This is a genomic window from Leuconostoc suionicum (genome assembly GCF_001891125.1).
Classification (GTDB): Bacteria; Bacillota; Bacilli; order Lactobacillales; family Lactobacillaceae; genus Leuconostoc; species Leuconostoc suionicum.
This window is the reverse complement of the sequence record NZ_CP015247.1, coordinates 1,117,643-1,137,001: the sequence shown is the minus strand read 5'-3', so window position 1 is coordinate 1,137,001 and position 19,359 is coordinate 1,117,643. Positions and strand designations below refer to the sequence as shown.

At 38.9% G+C, this 19,359-nt stretch carries 19 protein-coding genes; all 19 read left to right on the top strand.

Annotated elements, in window-relative coordinates; genetic code table 11:
- Nucleotides 1-63: 63 nt before the first annotated feature.
- The 19 genes from trpB (at nucleotide 64) to A6B45_RS05615 (ending at nucleotide 19,356) form a co-directional block, all read left to right on the top strand.
- On the top strand, nucleotides 64-1,251 hold the full coding sequence (gene trpB, locus A6B45_RS05705) for a tryptophan synthase subunit beta (protein ID WP_072613739.1): 1,188 nt from the start codon (nucleotides 64-66) through the stop codon (nucleotides 1,249-1,251).
- Nucleotides 1,244-2,269: an anthranilate phosphoribosyltransferase gene (gene trpD / locus A6B45_RS05700; RefSeq protein WP_072613738.1), complete on the top strand. Its 1,026-nt coding sequence runs from the start codon at nucleotides 1,244-1,246 to the stop codon at nucleotides 2,267-2,269. Before trpB ends, trpD begins: the two co-directional genes overlap by 8 nt.
- Nucleotides 2,266-3,054 (top strand): indole-3-glycerol phosphate synthase TrpC, encoded by a 789-nt coding sequence (gene trpC, locus A6B45_RS05695; RefSeq protein WP_072613737.1) that lies wholly within the window; start codon nucleotides 2,266-2,268, stop codon nucleotides 3,052-3,054. Before trpD ends, trpC begins: the two co-directional genes overlap by 4 nt.
- Nucleotides 3,051-3,626: a phosphoribosylanthranilate isomerase gene (locus A6B45_RS05690; RefSeq protein WP_072613736.1), complete on the top strand. Its 576-nt coding sequence runs from the start codon at nucleotides 3,051-3,053 to the stop codon at nucleotides 3,624-3,626. The genes trpC and A6B45_RS05690 overlap by 4 nt, the downstream gene beginning before the upstream one ends.
- Nucleotides 3,623-4,399 (top strand): tryptophan synthase subunit alpha, encoded by a 777-nt coding sequence (trpA, locus tag A6B45_RS05685; protein ID WP_072613735.1) that lies wholly within the window; start codon nucleotides 3,623-3,625, stop codon nucleotides 4,397-4,399. Before A6B45_RS05690 ends, trpA begins: the two co-directional genes overlap by 4 nt.
- Nucleotides 4,386-5,750, top strand: coding sequence for an anthranilate synthase component I (gene trpE / locus A6B45_RS05680; RefSeq protein ID WP_072613734.1), 1,365 nt, complete (start codon nucleotides 4,386-4,388; stop codon nucleotides 5,748-5,750). The genes trpA and trpE overlap by 14 nt, the downstream gene beginning before the upstream one ends.
- Nucleotides 5,747-6,319, top strand: a complete 573-nt coding sequence (locus tag A6B45_RS05675) for an anthranilate synthase component II (protein WP_072613733.1) — start codon at nucleotides 5,747-5,749, stop codon at nucleotides 6,317-6,319. Before trpE ends, A6B45_RS05675 begins: the two co-directional genes overlap by 4 nt.
- Before the next feature lie 381 nt (nucleotides 6,320-6,700).
- Nucleotides 6,701-8,623 (top strand): transketolase family protein, encoded by a 1,923-nt coding sequence (locus tag A6B45_RS05670; protein ID WP_072613732.1) that lies wholly within the window; start codon nucleotides 6,701-6,703, stop codon nucleotides 8,621-8,623.
- On the top strand, nucleotides 8,620-9,444 hold the full coding sequence (aroE, locus tag A6B45_RS05665; RefSeq protein ID WP_072613731.1) for a shikimate dehydrogenase: 825 nt from the start codon (nucleotides 8,620-8,622) through the stop codon (nucleotides 9,442-9,444). The genes A6B45_RS05670 and aroE overlap by 4 nt, the downstream gene beginning before the upstream one ends.
- A 4-nt stretch (nucleotides 9,445-9,448) precedes the next feature.
- On the top strand, nucleotides 9,449-10,441 hold the full coding sequence (gene aroF / locus A6B45_RS05660; protein WP_072613730.1) for a 3-deoxy-7-phosphoheptulonate synthase: 993 nt from the start codon (nucleotides 9,449-9,451) through the stop codon (nucleotides 10,439-10,441).
- Nucleotides 10,438-11,502 (top strand): 3-dehydroquinate synthase, encoded by a 1,065-nt coding sequence (gene aroB / locus A6B45_RS05655; protein ID WP_072613729.1) that lies wholly within the window; start codon nucleotides 10,438-10,440, stop codon nucleotides 11,500-11,502. Before aroF ends, aroB begins: the two co-directional genes overlap by 4 nt.
- Before the next feature lies 1 nt (nucleotide 11,503).
- Complete coding sequence (gene aroC, locus A6B45_RS05650; RefSeq protein ID WP_072613728.1) at nucleotides 11,504-12,682, top strand: chorismate synthase; 1,179 nt, start codon at nucleotides 11,504-11,506, stop codon at nucleotides 12,680-12,682.
- Nucleotides 12,683-12,723: 41 nt separating this feature from the next.
- The gene (gene aroA, locus A6B45_RS05645; RefSeq protein ID WP_072613727.1) at nucleotides 12,724-14,031 is read left to right on the top strand and encodes a 3-phosphoshikimate 1-carboxyvinyltransferase; all 1,308 of its coding nucleotides are present in this window, start codon (nucleotides 12,724-12,726) and stop codon (nucleotides 14,029-14,031) included.
- Nucleotides 14,028-14,879: a prephenate dehydrogenase gene (locus tag A6B45_RS05640; protein WP_072613726.1), complete on the top strand. Its 852-nt coding sequence runs from the start codon at nucleotides 14,028-14,030 to the stop codon at nucleotides 14,877-14,879. Before aroA ends, A6B45_RS05640 begins: the two co-directional genes overlap by 4 nt.
- 7 nt (nucleotides 14,880-14,886) lie before the next feature.
- Nucleotides 14,887-15,687 (top strand): shikimate kinase, encoded by an 801-nt coding sequence (locus A6B45_RS05635; protein WP_072613725.1) that lies wholly within the window; start codon nucleotides 14,887-14,889, stop codon nucleotides 15,685-15,687.
- A 3-nt stretch (nucleotides 15,688-15,690) separates the two neighbouring features.
- Entirely contained in the window at nucleotides 15,691-16,245 is a 555-nt protein-coding gene (locus A6B45_RS05630; protein ID WP_072613724.1) for a type 2 periplasmic-binding domain-containing protein, read from the top strand.
- Nucleotides 16,242-17,123, top strand: a complete 882-nt coding sequence (locus tag A6B45_RS05625; protein ID WP_072613723.1) for a type I 3-dehydroquinate dehydratase — start codon at nucleotides 16,242-16,244, stop codon at nucleotides 17,121-17,123. Before A6B45_RS05630 ends, A6B45_RS05625 begins: the two co-directional genes overlap by 4 nt.
- A gap of 299 nt (nucleotides 17,124-17,422) precedes the next feature.
- Nucleotides 17,423-18,463, top strand: a complete 1,041-nt coding sequence (locus tag A6B45_RS05620; RefSeq protein ID WP_072613722.1) for an ABC transporter ATP-binding protein — start codon at nucleotides 17,423-17,425, stop codon at nucleotides 18,461-18,463.
- Nucleotides 18,463-19,356, top strand: a complete 894-nt coding sequence (locus tag A6B45_RS05615) for a carbohydrate ABC transporter permease (protein WP_072614486.1) — start codon at nucleotides 18,463-18,465, stop codon at nucleotides 19,354-19,356. The genes A6B45_RS05620 and A6B45_RS05615 overlap by 1 nt, the downstream gene beginning before the upstream one ends.
- Nucleotides 19,357-19,359: the final 3 nt, after the last annotated feature.

Sequence of the window (19,359 nt, the reverse complement as noted above, 5' to 3'; positions counted from 1 at the left end):
GAAATTTTTGCAAAAGCAAATTTTTCAGGACGGTTTTTGTTTGCTTAAGGAAAGAGGAATAAGATGACAAAAAAAGGTTACTACGGAGAATATGGGGGACAATTTGTTCCAGAATTGCTAATGCCAGCAATTAATGAGGTTACAGATGCATTTAATAAATACAAAGAGGATCCAGCCTTTAAAAGTGAATTGAAAGATTTATTCGACAATTATGCGAACCGACCATCTATGTTGTATTATGCAAAAAATATGTCTGAAGACTTAGGTGGTGCACAAATTTACCTAAAAAGAGAAGATTTAAATCACACAGGAGCTCATAAAATTAACAATGTTTTAGGGCAAGCATTAATTGCCAAAAAAATGGGTAAAACACGTTTAATTGCTGAAACAGGTGCTGGTCAACATGGTGTGGCAACAGCTACGGCAGCAGCGTTGTTTGGTATGGAAGCAGAAATTTTTATGGGCAAGGAGGATACAGAGCGACAAGCGTTGAATGTTTATCGTATGGAGCTACTAGGGGCTAAAGTTCATGCGGTGACAACAGGAACGCAAGTCTTAAAAGATGCAGTGAACGCAACATTTCAAGATTGGACAAAAAGAATTGACGATACTTTCTATGTACTTGGTTCAGCGGTTGGCCCATATCCTTTCCCAGAAATGGTTAAATATTTCCAATCAGTTATAAGTGAGGAAGCCAGAAGGCAATTCTTAGAAATGACGGGAAAACTGCCAGATGCTGTAATTGCTGCCGTTGGTGGTGGATCGAATGCAATTGGTGCTTTTGCTAAGTTCATTGATGACGCGGAAGTGGAATTGATTGGTGTTGAGGCTGCTGGAAAAGGTGTGAAAACTGATCAAACAGCTGCAACCATGGCACTAGGTTCAACAGGTGTTTTTCATGGTATGAAATCCCAATTTTTACAATCAGCCGATGGGCAAATTGATCCTGTTTACAGTATTTCTGCAGGATTGGACTATCCTGGCATCGGACCGGAGCATGTTTATCTAAAGGATATTCACCGAGCAACTTATGTACCGATTACAGATGATGAAGCAGTTGATGCATTTGAATACATTGCAAAAACTGAGGGTGTAATAGCTGCAATTGAAAGCGCACACGCAGTTGCCTATGCAATGAAATTAGCACCAAAAATGAGAAAGGATCAGCAAATAATGGTTAATCTGAGTGGCCGAGGTGACAAAGACGTTGCTGCGATAGCTCGTTATAAAGGAGTTGATATTCATGAGTAATATTCAAGAAGCACTCAAAATTTTGCTCGTGCAAAAAAGTTTGACAGATGATATGGCTCAGAAAGTAATGAACGATATCATGGACGGCAAAGTGTCTGACCCTGAAATTGCAGCTTATTTAATGGGATTGGCTGCAAAAAAAGAAACCGTTTCGGAAATAGTTGGCTCGGCACGGGCCATGATTGATCATGCAAAAACAATTCCATCAGAATTTGAGGCAATAGATATTGTCGGAACTGGTGGTGATTTGTCCGGTACATTCAATATTTCGACAACAGCTAGTTTCATTGTTGCTGGAGCAGGAGTGCCTGTTGTCAAGCATGGGAATCGTGCTGCTAGTTCTAAATCAGGTACGGCAGATGCATTGGAAGCACTGGGGGTTACCATTGATTTAACACCAGAACAAGCGACTGATGTTTTAACAAATACTGGGCAAACATTTTTATTTGCACGTTCGTTCCATCCGGCAATGAAGTATGTTGGATCAATTCGTAAAAACTTGGGATTTCGTACTATTTTTAATATCCTTGGGCCATTAACGAATCCAACAAGGCCACGTACAATGTTGGTGGGGGTTTACACAAAAGAGTTGCTAGTACCACTAGCAAATGTACTGTCTGAGTTAGGTGTTCAAGAAGCTATATTGGTCCATGGACAAGATGGTTTAGATGAGGTGACATTAACAACTAAAACTGATTTGGCTATATTATCGGATGGTCATATTAGAGAGGTCACTTTCGACCCACAAGATTATGGATTTGAATATGTTTCTATTGAATCCTTACAAGGGGGTACACCAATTGAAAATGCTAAAATAACAGAGCATATTTTGGCAGGGAAAATCACTGGTCCTATGGCAGATACTGCAATTTTAAATGCTGCGCTAGCATTGTTCATTGCAAAAAAAGCGCAATCCATTGATGCTGCTATTCAGCTAGCTAGAGAAACCTTAATTAATGGAACTGCCTTAGGGCAACTGGAGTCGTTGCGAGCATCTTCTAGGGCGGTAACGGCATGATATTAGATAATTTAGTAGCAGCAACACGTCAAAATATGTTGGCGCGTCAAGCTCAAAAATCGCTGCACGACTTACAAAAAGAAGCAGCATACATCACAGTTTCAAGAGAATTTCCTTTCGAAAAGAGTCTAGCTCAACAGAAAATATCAGTTATTGCCGAAATTAAACAAGCATCCCCATCGAAAGGACAAATTGTACCTCCATCAGAGTTTGATTATCAACAAATCGCGAAAGACTATGAGGTGGCAGGTGTCGATGCGATAAGCGTTTTGACAGAAGAACGTTATTTCAAGGGATCTCTTGATATTTTAAAAACAGTTGCAGCAGATTCTGCTACTCCTGTATTACGCAAAGATTTTACAATTGATCCATACATGATTTACGAAGCTAAAGTAGCTGGCGCACAAATCATTTTATTAATTGTTGCTATTTTAACAGACGAACAATTAAAAGAGTACCTATCTTTAGCGAACGAATTAGGATTGTCAGCAATTGTGGAAGCGCACAATGAAGAAGAGGTTCTCCGAGCAGTGAAGGTAAATGCACGAATTATTGGTGTGAACAATCGCAATTTAAAGGACTTCACGGTCGATTTTGATAACACCAAACGTTTACGACAATTAGTTCCACCAGAAATTTTATTTATTTCAGAATCTGGTATAAAAGATCGTTCAGATGTTGTTATTCTTGAACAGATTGGCGTGGACGGTATTTTAGTTGGTGAGACGTTTATGAAGGCTGCAGATAAATTAGCGATCATACAAGAGTTAAGGGGTAAAAAATGACGCTAATTAAGTTATGTGGAAATTTTCGTTTACAAGATGTAGATTACTTGAATGATGTTCGACCTGATTTAGCTGGTATTATTTTGGTTCCTAATAAACGACGCTCGGTGTCTCTTGCCCTTGCTCAAAAAATGCGTTCGCAATTGGATGAAAAGATTCCATTAGTTGGTGTTTTCTTAAATCAAGATGCAAATGAAATTTTGACGTATAGAAAGATTGTTCAAATGGTTCAATTACATGGTAATGAGACTGAACAGGAAATTAGGAAAATACAAAAAGCAGGATTACCAGTTATTAAGGTGATGAAGCCTGACCATCAGTATAAAACACAAGCTACGCGCCGAATGATTGACGCAGGAGCAGGATCTGGCAAAACATTTGATTGGAAAAAGTTCCAGCCACTAGAGTCATTGGATTTCTTGGCAGGAGGGCTAACCCCCGATAATTTACAACAGGCAATCTCTTTATTGAAACCAAAGGTTGTTGATATTAGTTCAGGAACAGAATGTAACGGTATAAAAAACTTAGAAAAGATGCGCGAAGTGGTTCGCATAGCAAGGAGTAATAAATGACTAGAATTTCACAGGCATTAGAAAATAAAAATGCTTTTATTGGTTTCGCGGTAGCTGGATATCCGGATTTTGAAAAGAGTACAAAATATATTGTTGATATGGCTGAGGCTGGTGCGGATCTTATTGAGATTGGCATTGCTTTTAGTGATCCAAGTGCTGACGGTCCCACTATCATGGGTGCTGATCAACAGGTTCTCGAAAACGGTTCAACAACAGACGATGTGTTTGATTTAGTTGCTGAAGTTCGCAAACACACGGATGTGCCTTTGGTTTTTCTAACATATACAAATCCAGTATTTAAATATGGATACGAAAAGTTTCTTAGTAAAATGCAGTCGTTGGACATTCAGGGTGTTATTATGCCCGACATGCCGATAGAAGAACAAGATGAATTTTTGGAACTTGTCCATCAGTATGATCGCGATTTTATTCAACTTGTAACATTACAATCAGGAAATCGTTTGCCGAAAATTGTTGAACGTGCTTCCGGATTTATATATGTAGTAAGTTCCTTAGGGATAACAGGATCTAGAAGTGAATTGTCAAACGAAGCTGATGAAATTGTTACTAAGATTAAGCGGCTAACAGATTTGCCAGTTGCGGTTGGTTTTGGCATCACGACATATGATCAAGCAAAACAATTTGAATCGGCTGATGCGATTATTGTTGGTTCAGCACTTGTCAAAATTATTGAAGATCACCCAGAGGATGCTACATCTTATTTGACAGATTTCATTAAAAACATGAAAGGAGCGCGTCATGCGACAAATTAAAACAATTGACGCGGATACCTTAACAGTAATCAGTGCTTATTTTCGGTTACGCGGAGAACACAGCTTTTTATTAGAATCAGTACCTACAGATAGTGAAAAGTCACGGTATTCAATTATCGCACTTGATCCTGTCCATGAGTTTAAGACCAACGGTATGTTGGTGACTGTTGATGGTCAGACTAGTAAAACTAATGACCCCCTGCTGGCATTGCAAAATTTAGTAGTTGTGCAAGAACAGCCCGTGGAGGAGTTGCCTTTTCAAGGAGGTGCCATTGGATATGTAGGGTTTGATACGGTTGCTTGCTACGAAAAACTAGAGAACCAACTTAAAGATGAATTAGATATGCCTGACAGCCACTTGTTTTTGTATGAAACTTTTGTTATTTTCGACCATCGTCAAGAAAAAATAAAAATTGTCGTGGATAATGTTTATTCGGGACGTCAGAACTTAGAACACGTCGTTATTGCAATCGAAAATAAGTTGAAATTACCCGTGGCTGATGAACTCGTTCCGGTAAAACTACATGAATTAAATCCAAAATCAAATGTGACGCCCGAGCAGTTTAAAAAAATTGTTAATCATACGAAGGAATTAATTCAAGAAGGCGATATGTTTCAAATGGTTCCCTCGCAACGTTTTAGTTTTGATTTTGAAGATAAGTCGTTTGATTTTTATCGACAACTTCGTCGGACAAATCCTTCGCCATATATGTACTATATGGATTACGGCGATTATCAAATTATTGGTTCATCCCCAGAAAGCCTGGTGACGGTAAGAGGAGAGACAGTAACTACTAATCCAATTGCGGGAACGCGTAAACGGGGGCAAACATTAACAGAAGACGTTGCCATTGCTAAAGAATTGAAAACAAATGAAAAAGAACTAGCAGAACACCGTATGTTAGTCGATCTTGGACGGAATGATCTTGGTAAAGTTTCTGAATATGGCAGTGTCAAGGTAACAACTTTGCTTGAAGTTCAAAAATACCGTTATATTATGCATTTGGTTTCTGAAGTTAGTGGAAAGTTAAGGGCAAACACACCTGCTATTGAAGCCTTGAAAGCTACATTACCAGCTGGAACTGTTTCTGGGGCGCCCAAGGTCCGTGCTCTGCAACGTATTTACGAAATGGAACCAGTTAAAAGAGGTGTTTATGCTGGTGCAATTGGTTATCTATCTCGCGATAATCAGATGGATTTTGCCATTGCAATTCGAACGATGGTTGTTAAAAGTAATAAAGGATATGTACAAGCGGGTGCTGGTATTGTCTATGATTCTATTGCAGAAAATGAATACCAAGAAACGCTTAACAAGGCTAAAGCTTTGTTGCGAGTTGGAGGGGATGTATGATTTTAATTGTGGATAATTATGATTCTTTTACTTATAATCTAGCACAAATTGTAGGAACAAAGACTGATTTAGTGGTTTTAAGAAACGATGATCAGAAACTCTATGAGACTGCTGATAAAGCTGACGGGATTATTTTTTCGCCTGGTCCAGGAAAACCTGAGCAAGCAGGAGAAATGGAAAACATGATTCGGCATTATGCCAACAGCAAGCCAATGTTGGGCATCTGTTTAGGGCACCAAGCCATTGGTGAAGTTTTTGGTGGAAGTGTGAAACGGGCAGCTGTTATTCGTCATGGTAAGGTGTCTGATATGTTGGCAGCAGACACATCGACGTTACTGAGCACAGGATTAGTCAAGATTATGCGCTATCATTCCCTCATTCTTGATAAAGAAAATTTTCCAAAAGATTTCAAAATAGTCGGTATTGCACAAGATGATGATGAGATAATGGCTATGCAACATAAAAGTTTACCACTGTTTGGCTTTCAATTTCATCCTGAATCTATTGGAACACCGACAGGATCAAAAATGATTGAAAAATTTATAACTTTAACTGCAAAAGTAAAATAAACACTATAATCATTAAATTTAAATACAAGAGTAAAATTTTTTTCATGAGGAATTAATGATGTAATGAAGTTTATTTTAATAAACTGTTGACATTTATAATAAATGGATGTATAGTTAATTACATCAAATAAGAATGAGAAAAATTATGAACAACAAAGTCTTGAAAAATAATAGTTATTACTACTTCTGGTTTATGTAGAGCCGTCGCATTATAAGTGCGTCGGTTACGACGCACTTAGCGACCAGAAGTTTTTCAAGGTTGAGTCACTAAGTGTTGATATTAAACACCTAGTGGCTTTTATTTTTTCAGGAGTGTAATTTTCTGTTAAATCGTACTAGGTGTTTACTCACTTAGTACGATTTTTATTTAAGGAGAATCTCATGAAAACATCATCATTATCAACAGAAACAATTCAGTCGTTGAGGTTGCTGTCTAACCAAATGATTAGCAAAGCTGGTTCTGGGCACCCTGGCATTGCCTTGGGTGCTGCACCAATTTTGTATGAGTTGTACGCAAATCAACTTAATGTTGATCCCGAAAATCCTAATATGATTAATCGTGATCGTTTTGTTTTGTCTGCGGGTCACGGTGCCGCATTACTGTATGCAACTTTACATGCGGCTGGCTTTGACCTGTCAGCCCAAGATTTATCAGAATTTCGACAACCACACTCAAAAATGCCTGGACATCCAGAAGTTGGTGTGACACCTGGTGTTGAAGCAACAACTGGACCACTTGGTCAAGGATTAGGTATGGCTGTTGGTATGGCAATGGCTGAAGCAAAGCTCAATAACCAATTTCCCTCAGTGATTGACCATTTTACATTTGCGCTAGTTGGTGATGGAGATTTAATGGAGGGGGTGAGCCATGAAGTAGCGTCACTCGCCGGTCAACAAAAACTCGGTAAGTTGGTGGTTCTTTATGATGATAATGATGTCAGTCTTGATGGTTTAAAGCAAAGGTCAGATATATCAAATAATCTGGCACGCTTTGCCAGTTATGGTTGGGATATACGTGAGGTGGCAGATGGTAATGATTTAGCAGCAATTCACGATGCAATTGAAAATGCCAAGTTATCTCCCGAGCCCACGTTGATTGCTGTGAAAACAATTATTGGTGATTTTGGACCATTCGCTGGCACTAACAAGGCCCACGGCACACCACTAGATAGTCAACAACTGCAAGATCTTTCATCAGCGCTTGATGTTGACATACAAAATTTTGAATTACCAAATAACTTGCTTGAAGACATGCGTGCTAAAATTTCGAATAGACTTTTGCATCAAAAACAACCTTTGAATGACGAATTAACCGAGTATCTGCAATTCTCAACCAAAAACACGGTGACCATCCCCGAGTTGCCGACTGACTTGAAAGTGCAAGCAGGACGAAAAATATCTAAATATGTGTTGCAAGACTTTGCAACACAATTACCACAATTATGGGGTGGATCAGCTGATTTGGTAGCATCTACTAATGCTGAAGTGGTAGCTTCACCATTGTTCAATGCCGATGATCGATCAGGTAGAAATATTGCGTTTGGTGTGCGTGAGTTTGGCATGGGAGCGGTAATGAATGGTATAGCTTTACATGGTGGTACAAAAGTATTTGGCGCGACATTCTTAGCTTTTTCGGATTATATGAAGGCAGCTATTCGTTTGAGTGCCTTGCAGCATGTGCCGAGTATTTATGTTTTTACTCATGACAGTATTACGGTTGGCGAAGATGGACCAACACATCAACCGATTGAACAACTGATGGGGCTCCGCCTGATTCCGGGTGTTGATGTATTGCGTCCCGGGACAGCCGACGAGATAGCCAGCGCTTGGCAGCAGGCGTTGACGTCAACTGATCGACCAACAATCTTAATTTTAAGTCGTGGTGAAATTGGTGTTCAAGGAAACACAGACCAAGCAAAACAATCACTTGAAAATGGCGCGGCACAAATAAGACATCATGATGAGGCTAAAATTAACTTGATTGCTACTGGATCCGAAGTCCAAATAGCACAGAAGGTGAGTGAATTACTCTCACTACCTTCAAACGTCATTTCCATGCCAAATCTATCTCGGTTTTTAGCATTAGATGATGATAAAAAGCAACAAATTATTCCCGAAACGGGAACGAAAAATGTGATAATAGAGGCAGGAACAACATTGGGTTGGCAAGGAATTGCTGGCAATGATGGCGTAATATTCGGTATTAATGAATTTGGTATGAGTGCGGCAGCACAAATAGCTCTTGACGAATTTGGATTTAATGCTGAAGATATCGTCGATAAAATCACACAGGAGTTACAATGACTTTATATGGATTAATCGCGCATCCGGCCGGGCATTCACGTTCGCCGCAAATGCAAAACAAGATGATAGCTGAATATGGTATTGATGCACACTATCATGCTTTCGACATTTTACCAGAAAAACTTGAAGAGGCCATCGTTGGATTAAAAGCTCTACACGTAGGTGGATTTAATGTTTCAACACCGTTTAAAAATGAAATCATTCAATATTTGGATGAGTTATCGCCAATATCTCAGCGGCTTTATGCAGTGAATACGGTCAAAAGTGTTAAAGGGCGTCTGATTGGCACTAATACAGATGGAGATGGGTTCTGGCAAAGTATCAATTCTCGCCAACCCAAAGAAACAGTTATTGTTCTGGGTACTGGCGGGGCAGCTAGGTCAGTGATTGCCACTGCAAAACTGTATGGCGTGAGAGAATTAATTGTTTTTAATAGAGTTCATGAAGATTGGCATGAACGAAAAGCAGAGATTAGTTATCTTAGTGAGGGGATTGGGTATCTAGAGGATTTAGCAGATAATCAGATGCTCACCAAAGCATTAAAGCGTGCTGATATGCTTATCAATGCCACTACCGTTGGGATGAATGATTTGCGGACGCTTTTAACGGATTTACAAATAGCATTACTACCACAGCACGCCTTGGTGGTAGACATGATTTATCGTAATCAACAAACTACATTATTGAAATCTGCTAACCAACGTGGATTAGTAACATTAAATGGTTTGCCGATGTTAGTCAATCAAGGAGCATTAAGCTTCGAATATTGGTTCGACAAGCCGGCCGACAGAAATCTTATGAAGAAAGCAATTGAGGAATAAAACAATGATTATTATCGCAAAAACAAGTCAAGATGCAGAAAAAATTGCGGCGCAATTAGATACTAAAAATCCTATTAAACCAGTGTTTGTTCACAATAATAGGGTTGCGTTAGCTGGTGTAAAGAAGTTACCCGAAGATGCATTGAAAAGTATTTCACAATACATTGTTGAGACAATCACAAATCATCATTCAGCCATCAAGTCATCACGTGACTTTCATCCAGAGAATACAATTATTACAACTAAATATAGTGTCATTGGTGGGGCCAACTTTGTTTTCATGGCCGGCCCTGATTCAATCGAATCTCCAGAACATGTCAAAGAAATGGGTGAAGATGTTAAGCAGGCGGGCGCAACTATCTTGCGCGGTGGGGCTTTCAAACCACGTACATCACCATATTCATTTCAAGGTAACGGCGAAGAAGGTTTAAAAGCCCATCGTGCAGCAGCAGATGCGTTGAAAATGGACATGGTAACCGAAATATTGGATACACGAGATGTTGATTTGGTTGATTCTTACACAGATATTTTCCAAGTTGGTACGCGTAATATGCAAAACTTCGCTTTGCTTAAGGCTCTGGGGAAGAAGAACAAACCAGTGGTTTTGAAACGTGGGATGTCAGCAACCATTGATGATTTGCTTAATGCTGCTGAATACATTGCTGCTGGTGGCAATGATCAGATTATTTTGATGGAACGCGGTATTCGTACTTATGATAATAAGTACACGCGTAATACGCTTGATGTATCGGCCATTCCTGTTTTACAATCATTGACACACTATCCTGTTGTCGCAGATGCTTCGCATGCTGCCGGTGTTTCAAAGTTTGTTGAGCCGCTTGCTTTGGCTGCAATTGCTGCTGGTGCACAAGGTTTGATGACCGAAATACATGATGATCCATCACATGCCTTTGTTGATGGGGCACAAGCATTGACACCAGCACAATTCAAACAATTGACAGAGAAAGCAAACAAGGTGCGCGAGGCGATAAAATGAGCACAATTACAGTTGATTTAGCGACAAAAAAGTATGATGTGAAAATTGACAACACTCTACATACGCGTCTGGGTCAAGAAATTTCGACTGTGTGGTCTGCACGAAAGATTGCACTATTAACAGATAGCAACGTTGGGCCATTGTATTTAAAGGACACAGCAAAGCAATTACGTGAAGCAGGATTTGATATACTCGAGCTAGAAGTTCCAGCCGGAGAGTCATCAAAATCTTTGTCAGTGGCTGGTGAATTGATTGCTAAAATGGCAACTGCTGGATTTACGCGTGGCGATGGTGTTATTGCATTAGGCGGTGGCGTTATTGGTGATTTAGGTGGAGTAGTCGCCTCTTTATACATGCGTGGAATTGCTTTTATTCAAATTGCGACGTCATTAACAGCTCAAGTTGATTCGTCAGTTGGTGGTAAAACGGCTGTGAATCTTGGTAATACAAAAAATATTGCTGGTTCTTTTTATCAGCCGGATTTAGATTTAGTGGATGTTACTTATTTGAATACACTGACGGACCGTGATTTAGTGGAAGGATATGCGGAAGTTGTTAAAACATCAGCATTGGCTAATCAAGACTTTTTTGATTTTACTGGTCAAATCAAATCGGTAGCGGATATACGGCATCATGCGCAAGAATTGTCAAAACGTGCGATTGCTTATAAGGCTAGTGTAGTGATGGCTGATGAAAAGGAATCTGGAGCACGCCAGTTTCTGAATTTTGGGCATACTTTTGGTCACGCGATTGAACTATTAGCTCATGGTGAACTACGTCATGGGGAGGCTGTGGCGATTGGTATGATTGCTATTAGCAGTCGATTTGAACAACATGGTATAATGCCTAGAGGGCTAACTACTGAATTATTAAGTCGATTGGAAGCTGTTGGTTTACCAACACAATCGCATTTTATCGGGACAACTGACTTTTTTAACCACTTGATCAATGATAAAAAAAATCATGATGGTGTTTTGAATTTAGTAGCTCTTGGAAAAGTAGGTCAGCCAATTATTGTAAAGAAAAAGATTGCCGACATGCCGGCATTTGTGGAGAATTAATATGAGATATGTTACTGCTGGTGAAAGCCATGGCCCTGAAGAAATTGCTGTTATTGAAGGTATCCCTGCCGGATTACACATCAGTCAAGAAGATGTGAATGAGCAATTAGCTCGACGTCAGCGTGGTTATGGTCGTGGAGATCGTCAAAAGATCGAAACTGATACAGTTACTTTTTTGACAGGTGTTCGCCACCAAACAACACTTGGATCACCAATTACATTGAATGTTCACAACGATGATCATAATAATTGGTCAAAAATTATGGCCCCTAATGAACCAGCCAATTCCGAGAATACACTTCGTAAGGTATTGCGTCCGCGTCCAGGACATGCTGATTTGGTTGGTGGGATGAAGTATCGTCACCGTGAAGATTTACGCAATGTTTTGGAAAGATCTTCGGCTCGTGAAACGACAATGCGTGTTGCAGTTGGTGCTGTTGCCAAAAAATTACTGGCCGAAATAGGTGTTGATGTTCATGGCTTTGTTGTGAATGTTGGACCTGCTAAATCCGACCTAAATGAGTTAACTAAGTATAAGAATCTGCAAGAGTTGCGGGTTGTGACAGAAGGTTTCGACACACGTGCTCTAAATGCTGAAGCTGATGAAGCTATTAAAGAAGTAATTGATAAAACAAAGCGTGATGCAAATACTGTGGGAGGCCAAGTTCAAGTTATTGCGACAGGTATGCCTGTTGGATTGGGTTCATATGTATCTGCCGATACAAAGTTAGATGCTAAAATTGCCAATGCTATTGTTGGTATCAATGCCTTCAAAGGTGTTCAATTTGGTGGCGGTTTTGATAACGCAGAAAAGTATGGCGATCAGGTCATGGATGAAATCTTTTGGAACGAAGAACGCGGCTTTTATCGCGGTTCTGATAATCTCGGTGGTTTTGAAGGCGGTATGACAACAGGAGAAGCAATTGTGGTTCGTGGTGTTGTTAAGCCTATTCCCACTTTGTATCGTCCTATGCAGTCAGTTGATATCGATACACACGAAGACCACCGTGCATCCATAGAACGTTCAGACACAACTGCGGTTACTGCAGCTGCTGTGATTGCGGAGGCAATGGTCGCTATCGAATTGGCCAAAGCTGTTTTGGATAAATTTGATGCAGATAACATTGAACGTATGAAAGAGCAAGTGGCAGTATATCGTGAAGAAATAAGAAAGTTTTAATATAGCTTCGGCTATAGTACATAATACAAAAGGATAGAAATATGATTAAACTCACAAAAGCATCTAAAACAGGACTTCACGGCGAAATAACTGTTCCAGGAGATAAGTCTATATCACACCGTGCATTGATGTTTGGAGCAATTGCTGATGGAAAAACAGTTATCGATAATTTTTTGATGTCAGATGATGTGATGCATACCATGGGCGTTTTTCGTGCGCTTGGTGTGGAAATTAACCACACCGAATCACAAGCTACAGTTATTGGTAAAGGCCTTACAAATTTTAAGGCACCATCTGCTGGATTAGATATGGGCAATTCAGGAACTTCAACTCGACTTTTGATGGGTTTGCTAAGTAAACAGCCTTTTGATCTAAAAATTTTTGGAGACTCATCCTTAAGTAAACGGCCACTGCGTCGTGTTGCTGATCCATTATCTTTGATGCATGCACAATTTGAATTGACGAATGAAGAATTTTTACCTGCTGTAATCAAAGCGAATAATGAATTAACTGGAATTATTTATCATATGCCAGTGGCTTCAGCACAAGTTAAAAGTGCTATATTATTAGCTGGAATGCAGGCTGATGGTGAAACGACAGTTATTGAAAAGTTACCATCACGTGATCATACGGAACGTATGTTGCGTCAATTTGGTGGAGAAATAAAAACAGAAGGTGGCGTAATAACTGTCAAAAAACAACCACAATTAAATGGCCAACATGTTCTTGTGCCTTCAGATATTTCTAGTGCTGCCTTTTTTATGGTGGCTGGGTTAATTACACCAAATTCTGATATTACAATTAAAAAGGTCGGTGTCAATCCAACCCGTGATGGTGTGATTAAATTGCTTGAGCGGATGGGTGCCAAAATCTTGCAAAATGCCATCCCTTCTGATGGGGAACCTCTGGCTGATATTAAAATTAAGGCGCAAACTTTAAAGGGTATTGAAATTACTGCGGCTGATATTCCTAGTGCTGTAGATGAGCTTCCAATTTTAGCATTAGCAGCTACGCAAGCAGTCGGGGACACTATAATTAGTGGAGCGGAAGAATTACGTGTTAAGGAAACGGATAGAATTGCAACTGTTATCAGTGAATTAACAAAATTAGGTGCTAATATTGAAGAAAAGCCAGACGGTATGGTTATTCATGGTGGTACATCGTTACATGCTGAAAATGGTTCAGCCTTACTTGATTCACATGGTGATCACCGTATTGGCATGATGAATGTGGTCGCTTCTTTGATTACCGAAGGGGACGTGGTATTGACTGGTGAAGAGGCGATGAGTGTTTCTTATCCTGGATTCATGGAAGACATTTCTTCAATAATTGAAAGAGATTCGTTATGAGAAATATAGTAATTGTTGGTCTTGGAGAAATGGGTGCCTCTTTGGCCAAAATTTTGAATGAGCAACCTGAAAATGAAGTAATTGGCGTTGATGTTAATGATGATTCATTGTCTTACGCCAAAAATAACAATATTGTTTCTAGTGTGGCATCTGATTTAGATATGGTTGCACCACAGGCTGATTTTATTATTTTAGCGACACCAGTTACTTATATCGAAGACAATATTCGTAAACTGGCGTCTCTGCCATTAAAACAGGAAGTGATTATCACTGATACAGGTTCAACCAAACGAGATATTATGGCAGTGGCCGAAGAAGTATTAACGCCAAAAGAAATTCACTTTATTGGTGGGCATGCCATGGCGGGAACACATCAAAGTGGTGTTATGTGGGCAAATGAATCTCTGTACAAAGATGCTTCATATTTTCTTATCCCAAGTTCTATTAGCCAAACGATTGATATCCAGAATATTTTGGAACCGATTAGTGCGAACTTTATGTCTATATCGATTGAGAAGCATGATGAGTTAATGGCAATCATTAGTGATGTTCCTCATATCTTGTCTTTTTCGTTAATGAACACTGCCACAAATCAATTGGGAGATTCAGCAACATTTGGTCAATATGTTGCTGGTGGCTTTAAGGACATGACACGTATTGCAGAAAGTGATCCGAAACTATGGACAGATGTGTTGCTAAGTAATAAAGAAGCAATTTTGTCTAGCCAAGCGTTGGTCATTAAGCAATTACAATTGTTTTCTCAGGCAATTGAAAATAATGATTCGGCTACCTTGATGACTTTAATTGCATCCGCGCAACATTCAAGAAAAAATTTATTGTTAAAGTGAGAAAACTATGATTAAAGAACCAGATACATTGATGCTCATTGGATTCATGGGTGCTGGGAAAACAACTGTCGGTAAAGAGATAGCTCGACAACATCACTCAAAATTTATAGATATTGATTCTGAAATTGAACGTGTCGCTGGAAAGAAGATTTCAGAGATATTTGAAGAACGCGGTGAAAAAGGATTTCGTGAATTAGAAACCAAGGTTTTGAATGATGTGCAAACTTTTGATGGTGTTGTTGCTACAGGAGGCGGCGTAGTCGAGCGACCGGACAATTTAGAAATTTTGCGTAATTCTCCGGCTACAATTATTTATCTTCATGGAAATTTGGAAAGTACGATTGGCCGGTTGATTATTGAAGGGCAACGACCATTATTACAAGAAAAATCTGCTGCAGATTTTTTTGCATTATGGCAAGAGCGTGATCCTAAGTATGAAGAGGTTGCTAACTTTACAGTTGAAACTGTGGGTAAAACACCGGCACGAATTGCTGCTGAAATTATTGCTTTATTTAGTGCGAATGAAGACGAGTTAGCATTGCTCCAGTTACGTTCTCAAATAGATGCCTTTGACCGTCAGATCTTCCAAATTATTTCAGAACGCTTTCAGGTTGTGGAAGCGGTTGCCAGATACAAAGAAAAATTTGGTATGCCAACCATACAACATGATCGTATGTTGAAATTACGTTCAGAATTGAAATCTGATTTTAGCACATCGAGTGACATTACAGATGATATGATTGATGGCATCATGACCATTCTGATGCAAGCAGCGATAGATAAAGAGAATAAGCAGTTAAATAGGTGATTTATGAAATTACATACGTTAGGCCCTAAGGGTACGGATTCTGAGCGTGCTGCACAACATTATTTGACAGATGAAACGCTTGTTTTACATAGTAGTTTTGAGGAAATCCTGTTGAATCTGGAAATATACAAAGGTGATAAAATTATATTACCAGTTGCTTTTAAATCAAATCAGGAACCTAATTTGAACTGGTCAGATTTTAATTATCTGAATTGGGAAAACCTGGATATTGAGGCAACTTTCTCGATGCCATTGATGACAATGAGTGTGATTGAGAATATAGATTTTAAGCGTAATGTAGCGTTAGTGCACGCGGCCACAGAAGGCTTAATGAAAAGATATTTAACCTCTGTGAATTTAGATAATGCGTGGGGACCATCAATTATGTTTGCCCCAAGTAAAATTGTTGCATTACAGAGCTTTATAAAAGAACAAAATCGGTTTACAATTGTTTCTGAAGAGCAATTCAAAAAATTACCTGAAAGTAGTGACGAAAAATACCAAATTAGGCAGCAGTTGAAGCCACAGATGGTTTGGATCGTCTATAGAGTCCTATGACATTAAGAGAACTATTAAACATACCAAGCAGTACGAATAAACCGATTATAGCAGTCCCCCTAACTTTGGGGCCTACAGACAAATTTAGTCCTTTTGCGCAAAAACTACAGCAACAAAACCCGGATATCGTTGAATGGCGAGCGGATTATATTGCTGATGATTTTAGTCAAGCAGTTATGTGGCAGCAAGTTAAGACCGGCGCGCAAAATGAGTTGGCACAGAAAGAAGTGTCGGCAATGACTGAAGCAAAAATGCTATCAGAAATTGACAACGCAAAACAAGAATTTATGGCTAATTGGCCACAGATGAATGCACAAATTATTAAAGAACTGACGGGAACAGTATTTAATAGTATTGGTGGATTCCCCGTAATTTTAACATATCGTACAGTAGAACAAGGTGGAAAAGGCGAAATGAGTGCGGTTGAGTACGCAACCTTTGTTATATCAGCATTACATTCAGGTTATCCTTTTGCTGCTGTTGACGTTGAGTATACCTTAGATGAACCGTTAAGAAAGAGTATTATGGAGGCTGCCCACCAGGTTAACGTGCCGGTGATACTATCTTATCATGATTTTAATAGCACACCAAAAATTTTGAACAAGATGATTATAGATATGTCTGAAACTGCAGCAGACATCATAAAGTTAGCTGTTATGCCCAAAGATGAGGCAGATGTTCAGTATTTGTTGGATGTAACTCATGATTCTGAAGTACCACAACCATTAATAACCATGAGTATGGGAGAACTAGGTAAACGTACTCGAGTTGAAGGTTACCAATATGGCTCAGAACTAACTTTTGCTACGCTCAATGACAGTAGCAAAAGTGCCCCGGGGCAGTTAACCATTAATGAATTATTGCAAGCCTGGCAATAATATGGTATATTAGTTAAGACCAACTGGGTAGTATCTATCTACCTACCCGCTATCTCTTCTGAGATAGCGTTTTTTATTTAAATCAAAAGCGAGGCCTATCACAGGTCTCGCTTTTTTGTTGCAGTTAAATATACATAAACATTTTTGTATTTGGTGATATTTATATCAAAACTTGACAAAACCTTGACGATTGATTGGTATATTTATTGCATAGACAATAATTGTCCTTTTCAACAGTTGAATTGGAGAAATTTTGTCTTATTTTATGCTAATGATGACAATAAGAAGAGGATAACGAAGTGGAAGTTAAATTTAATCACGTGACCTTGACATATGATAATGGCGTTGAGGTCCTACATGACATGGATTTTGATATTGCTGATGGCCAATTAGTGGCTCTTCTTGGGCCATCTGGTGGTGGTAAATCAACGACTTTGAATTTGATTTCAGGTTTATTATCAGCCACAACAGGTGAAATATATTTTGGACAACAAAATGTGACCAAACAAGATGCTTTAGAGCGTGGTGTTGGTATGGTTTTTCAAAATTATGCTTTATATCCCCATATGACAGTATTGGACAATATAATTTTTCCAATGAAAATGGCTAAAATTGATAAAGTAGCACGAAAGAAACGCGCCTTGGAACTGGCAAAGTTAGTTCGTGTTGATGATCAAATTAATAAGAAACCCAGTGATTTATCTGGCGGACAGCAACAAAGAGTCGCTATTGCTCGCGCCTTGGCAAAATCTCCAAATATTTTATTATTAGATGAGCCATTATCTAATTTAGACGCACGTTTACGCGTTGAGATGAGAGAAGAAATTCGTCGTATTCAAAAAGAAACTGGTGTTACTACTGTTTTCGTTACTCATGATCAAAGTGAAGCCATGCATGTGGCAGATAAAATAATGTTGTTAAATGATGGTCGAATTCAACAATACGATGATTCACAGTCACTGTATGAAAACCCTGCCAATCAGTTTGTGGCTAACTTTATTGGTGAACCGGCTTTGAATGTGGTTGAAGCTAAATATTTTGGAGATGGGGTGAAGCAATTATTTAATGGCGAAGTTGCAACAATTGGAATTCGTGCTGAGGCATTGACTAATGAAACAAATGATCCTGCGATTCAAATGCAAGCAAACGTACGAGAAGTTCTCTCGTTTGGTCATGAGCATCAAGCAACAATAATATTTAAAGAACAACATATGATTGCAACGGGTATTAGTACTAATGTGATAGTCAACAAAGTCATAACAATATTTGCAAAATTAGGCGGTGTATATGCATTTGATAATGAGGGACACCGTTTATCACTAAGAGGTGAGCAACTATGATGACAAACCAGAAGCCAACATGGAAACAAAACTTAAAGGGTTGGTTATATGTCTTACCAATGCTAACCATTGTAGCAGTATTCAGTTTGTATCCAATCATTTCAAGTTTGGCAATGAGCTTCTATACCGAATATAATTTTTTTACAAATCAAATTTTAGCGATTGGTTTTGATAACTTTAAATATTTATGGGATGACGCGCTTTTTCACTCAGCAGTGGCGAATACGTTGATTTTTGTCGTTGGTGTTGTGCCACTTGAGGTTATTATTTCATTGACGATTGCGGTGCTGTTGAATCAAATCAAAGTTTTAGCTGGCTTTTTTCGCACAGTATACTTTCTACCATTTGTGACAAGCATTGTAGCTATATCGATGGTATGGAAATGGTTATACAATAAAGATTCTGGTTTAATAAATTATTTTTTGAGTTTTATTGGTATTCAATCAATTGACTGGTTAAATGATCCTAAATGGGCTTTACCAGCGCTTATTATTTTAGCAATTTGGAAGAGCCTCGGATTTAATATTATGCTGTTTTTAGTGGCATTGAATAACGTCGATAAGCGTTTATATAGTGCAGCACGGCTAGATGGTGCTAATGCATGGAAACGATTTTGTCACGTAACAGTTCCTATGATTAGTCCAATGACATTTCTAATTGGTGTCAATGCTGTAATCGGATCATTTAAAGTATTTGATGAAATATTTTCACTATTTGGTGGACAAGCTGGACCTGGTAACTCCGCAATGACAGTTGTATTTTATCTTTATCGTATGTTTTATGAACAAAATAAATATGGTATTGCAGCTGCTGCAGGAGTTGTACTATTCTTTATGATTTTGTTTGTAACATTGATCCAAATGTGGGTCAGCAAAAAACATGTACATTATTAAAGG